General features: G+C 71.4%; 12 protein-coding genes and 1 pseudogene. 10 read left to right on the top strand and 3 right to left on the bottom strand.

Annotated features, from left to right (window positions below):
• Positions 1–40 precede the first annotated feature (40 nt).
• The 6 genes from egtC (at position 41) to IF46_RS0127405 (ending at position 3,528) form a co-directional block, all read left to right on the top strand.
• Positions 41–787 (top strand): ergothioneine biosynthesis protein EgtC, encoded by a 747-nt coding sequence (gene egtC / locus IF46_RS0127430; protein ID WP_030491279.1) that lies wholly within the window; start codon positions 41–43, stop codon positions 785–787.
• A gap of 48 nt (positions 788–835) precedes the next feature.
• Complete coding sequence (gene egtD, locus IF46_RS0127425; RefSeq protein ID WP_030491278.1) at positions 836–1,801, top strand: L-histidine N(alpha)-methyltransferase; 966 nt, start codon at positions 836–838, stop codon at positions 1,799–1,801.
• A gap of 217 nt (positions 1,802–2,018) precedes the next feature.
• The gene (locus tag IF46_RS0127420) at positions 2,019–2,606 is read left to right on the top strand and encodes a TMEM165/GDT1 family protein (protein ID WP_030491277.1); all 588 of its coding nucleotides are present in this window, start codon (positions 2,019–2,021) and stop codon (positions 2,604–2,606) included.
• Positions 2,607–2,643: 37 nt separating this feature from the next.
• Complete coding sequence (locus IF46_RS0127415; RefSeq protein WP_051724220.1) at positions 2,644–3,006, top strand: DUF1622 domain-containing protein; 363 nt, start codon at positions 2,644–2,646, stop codon at positions 3,004–3,006.
• On the top strand, positions 3,006–3,326 hold the full coding sequence (locus IF46_RS32890; protein WP_157563555.1) for a hypothetical protein: 321 nt from the start codon (positions 3,006–3,008) through the stop codon (positions 3,324–3,326). The genes IF46_RS0127415 and IF46_RS32890 overlap by 1 nt, the downstream gene beginning before the upstream one ends.
• Positions 3,327–3,330: 4 nt before the next feature.
• Positions 3,331–3,528 carry a hypothetical protein gene (locus tag IF46_RS0127405; protein ID WP_030491275.1) on the top strand — a complete coding sequence of 66 codons (198 nt, stop codon included), beginning with the start codon at positions 3,331–3,333 and terminating at the stop codon, positions 3,526–3,528.
• Between the two features lie 21 nt (positions 3,529–3,549).
• Here the strand turns inward: IF46_RS0127405 and nhaA are convergent, their stop codons facing one another.
• Positions 3,550–4,911: a Na+/H+ antiporter NhaA gene (gene nhaA / locus IF46_RS0127400; RefSeq protein ID WP_051724219.1), complete on the bottom strand. Its 1,362-nt coding sequence runs from the start codon at positions 4,909–4,911 to the stop codon at positions 3,550–3,552.
• 339 nt (positions 4,912–5,250) lie between these two features.
• Here nhaA and IF46_RS0127395 point away from each other — a divergent pair, with 339 nt between their 5' ends.
• Positions 5,251–6,714, top strand: coding sequence for a polysaccharide biosynthesis tyrosine autokinase (locus IF46_RS0127395; RefSeq protein ID WP_030491273.1), 1,464 nt, complete (start codon positions 5,251–5,253; stop codon positions 6,712–6,714).
• Here the strand turns inward: IF46_RS0127395 and IF46_RS0127390 are convergent.
• The gene (locus IF46_RS0127390; protein WP_030491272.1) at positions 6,695–7,249 is read right to left on the bottom strand and encodes a protein-tyrosine-phosphatase; all 555 of its coding nucleotides are present in this window, start codon (positions 7,247–7,249) and stop codon (positions 6,695–6,697) included. The genes IF46_RS0127395 and IF46_RS0127390 overlap by 20 nt on opposite strands.
• 168 nt (positions 7,250–7,417) lie before the next feature.
• Here IF46_RS0127390 and IF46_RS0127385 point away from each other — a divergent pair, with 168 nt between their 5' ends.
• From IF46_RS0127385 to IF46_RS0127375, 3 genes are all read left to right on the top strand, one after another.
• The gene (locus tag IF46_RS0127385; RefSeq protein ID WP_030491271.1) at positions 7,418–8,665 is read left to right on the top strand and encodes a glycosyltransferase family 4 protein; all 1,248 of its coding nucleotides are present in this window, start codon (positions 7,418–7,420) and stop codon (positions 8,663–8,665) included.
• A 97-nt stretch (positions 8,666–8,762) separates the two neighbouring features.
• Positions 8,763–10,547 carry a DUF4012 domain-containing protein gene (locus IF46_RS0127380; RefSeq protein WP_030491270.1) on the top strand — a complete coding sequence of 595 codons (1,785 nt, stop codon included), beginning with the start codon at positions 8,763–8,765 and terminating at the stop codon, positions 10,545–10,547.
• 13 nt (positions 10,548–10,560) lie between these two features.
• Entirely contained in the window at positions 10,561–11,190 is a 630-nt protein-coding gene (locus IF46_RS0127375; protein WP_030491269.1) for a hypothetical protein, read from the top strand.
• A gap of 422 nt (positions 11,191–11,612) precedes the next feature.
• Here IF46_RS0127375 and IF46_RS34560 read toward each other — a convergent pair.
• A pseudogene (locus IF46_RS34560) lies at positions 11,613–11,765 on the bottom strand (dihydroorotate dehydrogenase (quinone)); the annotation flags it as partial.
• Between the last annotated feature and the right edge of the window lie 481 nt (positions 11,766–12,246).

The raw sequence follows: 12,246 nt of genomic DNA, 5'->3' as shown, positions 1-12,246 counted from the left end.
GCGCCAGGACCGGCGGCCCGGTGGTGGGTCGGGGGCGCTGATGTGTCGCCACCTGGCCTACCTGGGGCCGCCGGTCACCCTGGCCGAGGTGCTGTTCGACCCTCCGCACTCGCTGGTGCGGCAGTCCTGGGCGCCCCGCGACATGCGTGGCGGCGGCACGATCAACGCCGACGGGTTCGGCGTCGGCTGGTATCCGGGCGAGGGTGAGCCGGTGCGCTACCGGAGGGCACAGCCGATCTGGAGTGACCCGACCATCGCCCAGCTCGCGGCGGTGACCCGCAGCGGGGCGGTGGTGGCGGCGGTGCGCTCGGCCACGGTCGGGATGGCGGTGCTCGACGGTGCCGCGGCGCCCTTCGCCGAGGGGCGGTGGCTGTTCAGCCACAACGGTGTGGTCCGCGGCTGGCCGGACGCCGTGGTGCCGCTCGCCGCCGGTCTGCCAGTGCGTGACCTGCTCACTCTGGACGCCGCCACCGACTCGGCGCTGCTCTGGGCGCTGGTGCGGCATCGGTTGCGCGCTGGCATCGACCCGGCTGCGGCGGTGGGACGGACGGTGGCCGACGTCGCCGCCGCCGCGCCGGGGTCGCGGCTCAACCTGCTGCTCACCGACGGGCACCGGGTGGTGGCCAGCGTGGCGGGGCACGCGTTGTCGGTCCGCGAGGCACCGGGTTCGGTGCTGCTCGCCTCCGAGCCGTACGACGACGATCCCGGGTGGCGGTCGGTGCCGGAGGGGCACCTCGTCGTCGCCACCGCGGGCGAGGTGCGGACATGTCCACTGCCAACCCGGTGAGCCGCGCCGGGCGGGCACGCAACGTTGATCGAGCAGAGAGGTGAACCGATGACCGCGGAACCCCTGGAGATCTACCTCGAAGAGGGTGACCTGGAGCGCGGCCTGCGCGACGACGTCCGGGCCGGGCTGAGCGCCGAGCAGAAGTGGCTGCCGCCGAAGTGGTTCTACGACGCCCGGGGCAGCGAGCTGTTCGAGGAGATCACCCGACTCGCGGAGTACTACCCGACCCGGGCTGAGCGGGCCGTGCTGGCCGCGCACGCCCCCGATATCGCGGCGTTGACCGGGGCCAAGACGCTGATCGAGTTGGGTTCCGGCTCGTCGGAGAAGACCCGGCTGCTGCTGGATGCCTTCACGCGTCGGGGTGGGCTGGGCACGTTCGTCCCGCTCGATGTGTCGGTGAGTGCGCTGCGCGGGTCCACCGCCCAGATCGCCGCCGACTATCCGCGCCTGCGGGTCCGGGGCATCGTGGGGGACTTCACCCGGCAACTGGACCGGCTGCCCACCGGCGGTCGCCGGCTTGTGGTGTTCCTCGGCGGCACGATCGGCAATCTGCTGCCCGCCGAGCGGGCCGAGTTCCTGACGGCGATGCGGGCCGCGCTGGAGGTCGGTGACTGGCTGTTGCTCGGCACCGACCTGGTGAAGGATCCGTCGGTGATCGTGCCCGCGTACGACGACGCGGCCGGGGTCACCGCCGAGTTCAACCGCAACGTGCTGCACGTGATCAACCGGGAGTTGGGCGCCGACTTCGACCCGGCGGCCTTCGCGCACGTCGCCCGCTGGGATGCCGAGCGCGAGTGGATCGAGATGCGGTTGCGGGCGACCCGGCCGATGAGCGTGCGGGTGCTGGGCCTGACCGTCGACTTCGCGGCGGGGGAGGAGCTGCGCACCGAGGTCTCGGCGAAGTTCCACCCGGAGGGGATCGCCGCGGAGCTGGCCACGGCGGGCTTCGCCACGGCGGAGTTCTGGACCGACCCGGACGTGCTCTTCGGCGTCACGCTGGCGCGGGCCCGGTGAGCCTGTTCACCCGACTCGACCTGGCGGGGCGGTGATCCGATAGGCTGATCACGCGAAGGGGAGTAGCCCCCAATGTCGTGGTCGACATACTGGTGCGTTCCGCATCCGGCCACGCGGCCCCGGTTCTTCCGGGGCGGGCGAGACCTTCGACTCAGGCTGTTGCAGCCGGGTCGAGGGCACCCCTGTACCTCCTCCCGGCGTGAACGGGAAGGACGTCATGGAGGGATTTTTCGCCGCGCTGGTCATCAGCTTCGGCGTCATCTTCGTCGCCGAGCTGGGGGACAAGTCCCAGCTGATGGCGCTGACCTTCGCCACGCGGTTCAAACCGATCCCCGTGTTGATCGGCATCACGGTCGCCACGGCGGTGGTGCACCTGGCGTCGGTCGCGATCGGCGTGGGTCTCGGGGCGGTGTTGCCGACCGACTGGATCTCCCTGGTGGCCGGCGTGGCGTTCCTCGGTTTCGGCGCGTGGACGCTGCGCGGCGACAAGCTCACCGAGGAGGAGAAGCGCAAGGCGGAGAAGACCAGCAAGACCGCGATCGTGGCGGTGTCGGTGGCGTTCTTCCTCGCCGAGTTGGGCGACAAGACGATGCTCGCCACGATCACGCTCGCCACCAAGTACGGCTGGTTCGGCACCTGGCTCGGCTCGACCATCGGCATGGTGGCGGCGGACGCGTTGGCCATCCTGGTCGGCCGGATGCTCGGTCGCCGACTGCCGGAGAAGACGATCAGGTACGGCGCCGCGATCCTCTTCGCCATCTCCGGTCTCTGGTTGATCCTGGAGGCGGTGAACGAGCTGACCTGAGCCGACTAGCTGCCCCGATGCCGGGTAACGGCCCGGGGTGGAGCCGGCCGAGTTGTTGCGCCACGGCGACCAGGTGCTGGTTGCCGTGGTGGAGGTGGCCGGCGCACTGGTGATCTTCGTTGGCGCGGTCTGGGCGGCGGTGCGGTTCGTGGTCGAGGGGCTGCGACACCGCACCGCCGCTCGCTTCACGCCGATTCGGCTCTCGCTGGGTCGCTTTCTGACCTTGGGCCTGGAATTCCAGTTGGCGGCCGACGTGCTGCGTACGGCGGTGTCCCCGTCGTTCGCGCAAATCGGTCAACTGGCCGCGATCGCGACGATCCGAACGGCTCTGAACTACTTCCTGGGTCGCGAGATCCGTCAGGAGCAGCGTCAGGTGGCCGAGGGGGAGCGTCGGACGTGATGGGCGCTCTGGTCACGGCGGTCACCGCGCTGGCCCTGGTCACCGGTGTGGTCACCGCGCTCAGCACCGGGGCGCTGCGGACGGCCGTCCGGGTGTTGCTGGATCTGCTCACCGCAGCCGGTCTGCTCCGGCTCGCCGCCGATCCGGGGTGGAACGGCCTGGCCGGCGCGGTGGCGATCATCGCCCTGCGTCAGCTGCTCGGGGCGGCGCTGAGCAGCCCACCACCATGGTCCGGGCGACAATCCCCGGCACCCTGCGCCGATCACGATCACCACCTACCGTTGGCGTCAACAGGTGAAACGGGAAAAGCGGGAGGATAGCCACATGAGGCGGCACGACGAACCGAACGAGTACGGCTTCGCCGGCGATGGCACCGCTCCGGAGCCGACGCCCGCGGGCAAGCCCGACGAACAGGACCGTGCCGAGGAGGTGGCGGTGCCGGGCGACGACCTCACCGGGCCGGCGGCCGAGGCGCTGGTCGAGGAGACCGAGGACCTGCCGCCCGCCGAGCGTCGCCACTGACCCGAGGCCCCGCCGCCGCGTTCACCGGGCGTCGGGGTGCTGGTAGACGTCGGGTACGCCGTCGCCGTCGGAGTCCAGCCGCTCCCGTTGCGCCACCCTCCGGTACGCCGCGTTGCGGCGGACGAGCACCGTGGCGGCCAACCCGGCGGAGATCAGCGAGCCGAGCAGCACGGCCGCCTTGACCCGGTCGTCGGTGGTGCTGCCGGCCCCGAAGGCCAGGTCGCCGATGAGCAGCGAGACGGTGAACCCGACGCCGGCCAGCAGGGCGATCCCGAGCAGGTCCACCCAGGTGATGTCCTCGTCCAGTTCGGCGCGGGTGAACCGGGCCAGCAGGTACGTCGAGCCGAAGATGCCGATGCTCTTGCCGAGCACCAGGGCGGCGACGATGGCGATCACGATCGGGTCGCCGAGCAGGGCGCCCAGGTCGGTGCCGCGCAGGGTGACCCCGGCGGCGAACAGGGCGAAGACCGGCACCGCGAATCCGGCCGACACCGGCCGCCAACGGTGCTCCAGACGCGCGGCGAGCCCACCCTCACCCGCCACCGTGTCGCCAGCGGTCGGCTGGTCGCCGCCCACCTGCCGGCGGGCGAGCACCGGGACCGTGAAGCCGAGCAGGACACCGGCCACCGTGGCATGCACACCCGAGGCGTGCATCAGGGTCCAGGCGGCGACCGCGAGCGGGATCAGCGCCCACCACCAGGTACGCCCCCGCTGCACCAGCAGCGCGAAGAGCCCGATCGGCGCCAACGCGGCGAGCAGCGCGACGAGTTGGAAGTCGGCGGTGTAGAAGATCGCGATGATGGTGATCGCGAACAGGTCGTCGACCACGGCGAGGGTGAGCAGGAATGCGCGCAGGCCCTGAGGTAGATGTGAGCTGACCACCGCGAGCACGGCGAGCGCGAAAGCGATGTCGGTGGCGGTCGGAATGGCCCAACCGCGCAGGCCCTCCCCGCCGGCGCTCAGCACGACCACCACGTAGATCAGCGCCGGCAGCAGCATCCCGCCGAGTGCGGCCGCCACGGGCAGCGCGGCCCGGCGCGGGTCGCGCAGGTCACCGGCGACGAACTCCCGTTTGAGCTCCAGGCCCACCACGAAGAAGAAGATCGCCAGCAGGCCGTCCGCCGCCCAGGTGGCCAAGTCCAGGTCGAGGTGCCAGGGCGCGCCGCCGGGCCAGGGCACGACATCGCCGAGCCGGGTGTACGAGTCGGACCACGGGGAGTTGGCCCAGATCAACGCGAGCACGGCCCCCGACAGCAGCAGCGCGCCACCGACAGTCTCGGTACGCAGCACGTCGGCCAGGTGCCGGGCTTGGGGCCAGGATGATCGGGAGAACAGCCGGGGCCTCGGTGGACGCGGCCCCGATGCTGGGGGGTGGGAGGTCATCTGCGGGGCCTCACTACGGGAATCGGGACGGCAGGAATCCACTCGCCGACCAGACTTCCCGGCACACCGCTGCTGACCCTATCTGGTGTCGCGGTCGGCGGTGACGGCTGGGCCGATCGGACGCCATCCGATCGGCCTTTGACTTTTTCCCCGTTGTCGCCGCTGCCGAATGGACGTTTGTCGGGTTGGTCATGCGGGCGCACTTCTCGGTGCCGGAAAATAGGTATCTCCGGACATAAGCCGTATGAACCGCTTTAATGGTTTCACGAGTTTAGAGACGACCTTGGGGGTTTTCGTGAAGTTCTTTGCCGTAACCGGACCGGCACGGGGGCGCTCCTGATGGACCTGCTCCGCCAATTGCGCCACGTGCGTCGGCACTGGTGGGTCGCGCTGGTCACGGTCATGGTGGCTCTCGGCGTCTCGGCGTTTCTGACCGTACGGGCCCAGCCTCGGTACGTCGCCTCGGTGACCTTCTTTGTCACCACCCCCAGCACCGGCGTGACCGACGCCTACCAGGGCGGGCTCTTCCTCCAGCAGCGCGTCAAGTCCTACGCCGACCTGCTCAGCAGCGACCGGCTGGCGCAGAGCGTGGTGGCCGAGACCCCGGTCGGCCTCACCGCGGACGAGGTGCAGCGCCGGGTGAGTACCTCCACCGAGACCGGCACCGTCCTGCTGCGGGCGACGGTCACCGACACCGACCAGACCCGCGCGTTGCGGGTGACCGAGACCCTCGCCAAGAAGTTCGTCGAACTCGTCGAGAAGGTCGAGACGACGCCGGAGGGCAAGACGCCCATCAAGATTGAGATGGTCAGTGGCCCGCGGGTCAGTGCCAGCCCCGTCTCGCCGCAGCCGGTCCGCAACCTCACCCTCGGCGGCCTGGTCGGCCTGATCCTCGGCATCGGTCTGGCGATCCTGCGGGGCGTCGCCGACGTCCGGCTGCGCGACGCCGCCGGCCTGCAACGCGCCACCGGCAGCCCGCTGCTCGGTGAGATCCCGTTCGAGGCCAACGCCCGCAGTGCCCCGCTGATCGTGGGCGACGCGGCGACCTCGGCGCGCGCCGAGGCGGTCCGCAAGCTACGGACCAACCTGCGCTTCGTGGACGTCCACGAGCCGGCCCGGGTCATCGCGGTGACCAGCGCCCTGCAGGGCGAGGGCAAGACCACGCTCTCCTGCAACCTGGCCATCGCGTTGGCCGAGGCGGGCTGGCGGGTGTTGCTGGTCGACGCGGATCTGCGCCGCCCCAAGGTCGACGACTACCTGGGCCTGGACGCTGGCGTCGGCCTCACCGACGTGCTGGTCGGCGACGTGAAGGTGGGCGACGTCGTGCAGCGCTGGGGCGACAAGTCGCTGCTGGTGCTGCCGAGCGGTTCGGCGCCGCCGAACCCGAGCGAGCTGCTCGGCTCCAAGGCCATGTCGGACCTGCTGCTGGCGCTGCGCGAGTCGGCGGACATCGTGATCATCGATACCGCGCCGCTGCTCGCGGTGACCGACGGCGTGGTCGTGGCAGTGCAGGCCGACGGCGCGCTGCTGGTGACCCAGCAGGGCCGTACCTCGCGGACCCAGGTGGCCGCAGCGGCCCGTTCACTGCACTCGGTCTCGGTCCGGCTGCTCGGCTGCGTGCTGAACATGGCCAAGGTGGCCAAGGCCGAGGCGTACCAGTACGAGGCCTACCGGGTGGTCGCCTCGACCGGCGCGGCGTCGGTGCCGGCCGACCGGGCTGCGTCCGGTCGGCACAGCGCTACCGCCGACGGGGTCAACGGCGTCCCCGACCACACCCAGGAACTCACCCGGCTGCCCCGATGAGCGCGGCGAGGGGTCGCAGCGACCTTTCGATCTCCTCGGCGCAGCGTCGGAAGTCGACAGCGGTTCCGCCGATCGGGTCCCGCAGGTCGTCCTCGTCCGGGGCGGCGGGTTGCAGCCGTCCCCGGGCCTGGGCGGCGGCGGCGATCGCCGCCCGCAACGGGTCGTCGGCCGAGTCGACGGGCGGTTCGGCCGCCGCGGCCAGCCGGCCGAACTGGCGCAGTGTGAACGTCCGGTGCAGCGCACCCGGCGCCAACGCGGTGCAGACCGAGCGTTGGCGCCGGGTCGCGGTCAACACGAGCGTCGCGTCGATCAGATACTCGGCAAGCAACGCCCGGGTCCGGAACGCCGCCGGGTCCGCGCCGCTCTCGGTCGCGACCTCCATGGCGTACGGGTGCATGGCCAACCCGTCGATCGCGTCGGTGCCGGCGCTGGCCACCTCGACGGGTCGGTCGGCCAGCAGCCGGCGGGCCAGATACTCGGCCATCGGCGACCGGCACAGGTTGGCATGGCAGACGAACAACACGCGATCAGCCATCGGTGCCCCTCTCATCGATACGGACACGGACGCCCGCGCCGCGGGGGCGGTGCGTCGACGCCGGTGGCCGTGCGGGGAGGGGTTGTCGGCATCGTACGCGGGCTGGACGCGCGCCGGTCGTGGTGCCGCGCCGGCTGCCGGCGATCCCTGCGGGACGGGGGCGTACCGATGAAGATCGGCATCCTGTCGTACCACTTTCCGCCCGAGCCGGCTTTCATCCCCGGGAGCCTCGCCGAGGAGTTGGCCGCGCGGGGGCACGAGGTGCGGGTCCTCACCGGTTTTCCGGACTATCCCGGCGGGCACGTCTACCCGGGCTGGCGGCAGCGGTGGCACCACGAGACGCACAGCCAACGGCTCAGCGTCCGCCGGGTGCCCCGCTACCCCGGGGGCGGCGCGTCCACCGGCGCGCGGATGGCCAGCTACCTCTCCTTCGCCGGCAGCGCGGGGCTGGTCGCCCGCCGGTTCCTCAGCGACGTGGATGCGCTCTACGTCTTCCAGCTGCCGGCCACGACATTCGCCGCCGCCGGGGTGCTCCGGTTGCTCGGGCGGGTGCCTGCGGTGCTGCATGTGCAGGACGTCTGGGCCCGCGACGGCGCGGACGAGGCGGGCGAGGGGCGCTGGGCGACGCGGATGGGCAGCACGATGGCCCGGCTCTACCGGTCCGCGGCACGGATCGCGGTCGCCGCGCCGTCGATGCGGGACCTGGTGGTGGCCGCCGGCGCCGACCCGGGTCGGGTCCACCTGGTGCTGAACTGGACCGACGAGCGGATCTTCTACCCGGCGACGCCCGGCGCGGCGGCCCGCCAGCTCATTCGTCGAGACGGTCGGTGCGTGGTGATGCACGCCGGGACCATCGGCGCGCGGCAGGGGCTGGAGACCGCCGTCCGGGCGGCTGCGGCGCTGGACCGGACGATGGATCTGGTCCTGGTCGGTTCGGGTGCGGCGGAGCGGCGGGTGCGGGGGCTCGCCGCCGAGTTGGGCGCGGAGAACGTCCGCTTCGTGCCGCGGCGGTCGCCGGTCGACATGCCCGAGCTGTACGCCGCCGCCGACTACCAGCTGGTCATGTCGCGCGACCTTCCGGAGCTGCGGGGCACGGTGCCCGGCAAGCTCCAGGCGGCGCTGTCCTGTGCCGCGCCGGTGATCGCGTCAGCCGGCGGGGACACGGCCGAGCTGGTCGAACGGGCTCGAGCCGGGCTGTCCTGTCCACCTGAGGACTGGGCGGCGTTGGCCGACCGGTTCTGGTTGGCCGCGACGATTCCGCCGCCGACCCGCACCGAGATGGGGCGCCGGGGACGGGCTGCGTACCTGCGGGAGATGTCGTTGCCCGCGGGCGTGGACCAGATCGAGCAGCTCCTGCATGAGGCCGCCGGACGAGTCGCGCAGCCCGTCACCGAACAGCGAAGAAACCTCGCTTAAAGGGCGACGAGCGCAATAACGGTACGAAGCCACCCGCGACATGCTAAGAACGTCAGGGAATCGACTTTCTGTCCGGTTCCGCGAACGGGAGTGTGGTGTGACGGAGAGCGAACGACCGATCCGGCGGCGTAGCCGGTCCCGGCGTCGTCGGCGTGCCCGACTGCGACGGGCCCTTCTTGGCGCCCTGGTGGTCGGCTCGCTGCTGCTGGCGACCGGCGGATGGATCGGCTTCCGCGGCTGGCAGGCGCGTGCTCACCTGCTCAACGCCGCCGGCCTGGCCCGAGAGCTGAGCGCCCAGGTGGTCGGTGGCGACACCGACCGGGCCCTGCGGACCCTCGCCGCCCTTCAGGAGCAGGCCAGCGCGGCCCGGGCGGCGACCACCGACCCGAGTTGGCAGCTTGGCCGGCGGACGCCGATCGCCGGTGACGACCTTGACGCCGTCGCGCAGATCGCCGTCGCCATCGACGAACTGGCCCGGCACGCGTTCCCGACCCTGCTCCGGGCGGATCTGACCAGCCTGGTGCCGACCGGCGGTCGGGTGGATCTCGCCCGGCTCACCGCCGTCTCCGCCCAGCTGACCGAGGCGCACGAGTCGGTGCAGCGTACGCGCCAGAACCTGGCGGCGGTGCCGGCCGACAGCCTGGTCAGCCAGATCCGGAAGGCGCTGGGCGACCTGCGCGACGAGATCGACCGGCTGGCCAGCCTCACCACGGCCGCCGACCAGGGGGCCCGCCTGCTGCCGCCGCTGCTCGGCGCGAGCGGCCCGCGACGTTACCTGCTCGTCTCGCAGAACCTCGCCGAGCTGCGGGCCACCGGCGGCATGTTCGGCGCGTACGCGATGATCGAGGCGGAGAACGGCAAGGTGAAGATGGGCAAGCAGGGCAGCAGTGCCTCGCTCGGCCGGTTCACCCCGGCGGTGAAGGTGCCCGCCGAGACCCGGGCGCTCTGGACGGACCTGCCCGGCATCTACCCCGCCGACGTCAACCTGTCCCCGCACTTCCCGACCGCCGCAACGCTGTACCGGGAGATGTTCCGCCGCAAGACCGGCACCACGGTCGACGGCGTGCTCGCCGTCGATCCGGTGGTGCTGTCCTATTTGCTTAAGGCGACCGGCCCGGTGCTGGTGCCCGGTGGTGTCCCGCTGGCCAGCGAGAAGGTCGTGCAGACCCTGCTCAACGACAGCTACCAGCGCCTCGACGTCAAACAGCAGGACGACTTCTTCGCGGCGTCGGCCGCCTCGGTGTTCGACGCCTTTTTCAAGAAGAATGTCAACCCACGGGTGTTGTTGTCCGCATTTGACCGTGCTATCACCGAACGACGGATATTGTTCTGGAGTGCCCGACCTGAGGAACAGCGGACATTCGGCGAGAGCCGGATGGCCGGGACGCTTCCGGAACAGGACACCGTGCCGACCGTCGGCGTGTTCCTCAACGACGGCAGCGGCGCGAAGCTCGGCTACTACCTGCGGCCGACGGCGAACCTGACGGTCGGCGAATGCCGGTCGGACGGCCGCCGTGAGCTCCGGCTGCGGGTGACTCTGCGCTCAACGGCGCCGAAGTCCGGACTTAGCGAATCCGTGCTCGGCCTCGGTCTGGCTGGCGACCCGTACACCGCCCGCACGTTGGTGTCGATCTTCAGCCCGGCTGGTGGAGCGGTGCTGGAGGCCCGGCTGGATGGGGCCGAGACGGCGCTTGGCAGCGGCACCGAACGCCGCCGCCAGGTGGCGACGGCCAGCGTCGACATCGGCCCCGGCGTCGAGAGGGCGCTGGAGGTCACCGTCCTGACGGCCAAGACCGGCGTCGGGCAGGCCGAGCTGTGGCTGACCCCCACCGCCAGCCCCTGGACCACCCAAGTTCATTCCGCACCAAGCTGTGATCAGTAGGAGGGAACCAATCATGCGGCTATCCCGCATCATCATGGCGCTCACGGTCGGCCTGGCCGTGGTTGCCGTGCCGACGGCAGCGGGGGCGGCAGCGCCGCAGCCGCAGCCCACCGCGACCACTGACCCGCCGCAACCGCCGCCCTACCCGCCGACCGTCGCGTCGCTGACCGTCAACCGGCCGACGATCTACCTCGGCGAGACGGTCGTGCTGACCGGTACCAACTTCGGCCCGAACGAGACCGTCGACATCAACGTGACGGTCACTCCGCAGGCCGCTCCGGCCGGTGGTGCGGCTCCGGCTCGCCGCAGTGACGGCAGCACCGTGGCCATGGCACCGGTGGCCTACCAGGCGAGCGCGCCCCTGCACTTCACGGCGTACACCGACGGTCAGGGCCGCTTCACCAAGAACTACAAGCCGTCGGTGACGGGTCTGCTGACCTTCACCGCCACCGGCCGGGAGTCCGGCCGTACCGCCAGCACGGAGCTGCGGGTGCTGCACAAGAAGCAGCCGCTGCCCGTCACGGGTGACAGCATCGGCACGCCCATGAAGCTCGGTGGCGGCCTGGTCGGCGCCGGAGCGGTCATGCTGCTGCTGACCCTGGCCTGGCGTCGCCGCCAGCGCCTCGGTGGTGCGGCGCACTAATCCGCACCACCGGGCAACGCCCGGATCGCACTGAAGCTGGCGCCCGTCGGAACACTCCGACGGGCGCCAGCCGTTTGGGCCCACCGGTCCGCGTTGCGGATCACTGGTCGCCGGAGGTGTCCGCTTTGCGGGGATTCGGCGCGGTGGCCTGCTGTGATCGGCTCGGGTGTCACGGGTGCTTCTTCCAGACACGGACGGGCCGCGCAGCGGATGTCCTGCGGCCGGATCGAACTCCTCCTTCTCTGCCTTTGCTCTGCACCCGCGGATGCGACACCCGGCGTTCGCCACCCGATGCCGGATGCCGGATGCCGGGTGGTGCGCCCGCGGGTGCAGAGCAAAGGGGGCGGAAGTGGAGTTGGACTCCTCGGCGCGGAGCGGGCTCGACGTCCGGTTGGGCCGGGCCAGCACCGGGCCGGGGGTGGTCACCGGCCGGTGACCGCGTCCGGTGCCGCCGTTCTGGCCGCCGCCCAAGCGGCGGCGCGGACCAGGGCCGGGCCACGGTAGATGAAGCCGGTGTAGAGCTGCACCAGGGCTGCGGCGGAACCGAACATCCGGGCCGCGTCGTCCGGGTCTAGCGGGGTCGTGCACATGGGCGGCGTGGGAAGTTTTGTCCGGTTGTGGGGTTTGTGGGCTGTGACCGGTCGCACCCGTGGGCTGGAATCATGGCCGGGCCGGGGTCGTTACACATCCTGACGATCGCAGCACCACCGCCCGAGCTGGGGTTGGGGTGCGGGCCCCGCGGGTTGGAATGCCCACCCCCGCCCGGTCGTTACAGTCCCCACGAACGACCGCCAGGCACCGCCGTGATGTGGGTGCCGATGGATCGGGCCTCCCCGGAATGACCTCGGCCCCCTGGTCGTTACATCTGGACCCGGCGCCACGAGCCCCCCGCTTGGCGGTCGCCGCCCCTGGCGCCACGAGCCCCCCGCTCGCAGGCCGCCACCCCTAAGACTTTTTCTTGTGTTGTTGCAGCGCCCGACGAGGTGCTCGACATCCGCACCACTGTTCCCCCGATGTGGTGTGGGTGTTCTACCCCCGAAGGAGCTACCCCATGAA

Source organism: Micromonospora chokoriensis (assembly GCF_000718555.1).
GTDB classification, from domain to species: Bacteria; Actinomycetota; Actinomycetes; order Mycobacteriales; family Micromonosporaceae; genus Micromonospora; species Micromonospora chokoriensis_B.
Note: the sequence above shows the minus strand (reverse complement) of the source record. Positions and strands in the feature narration are given on the sequence as shown.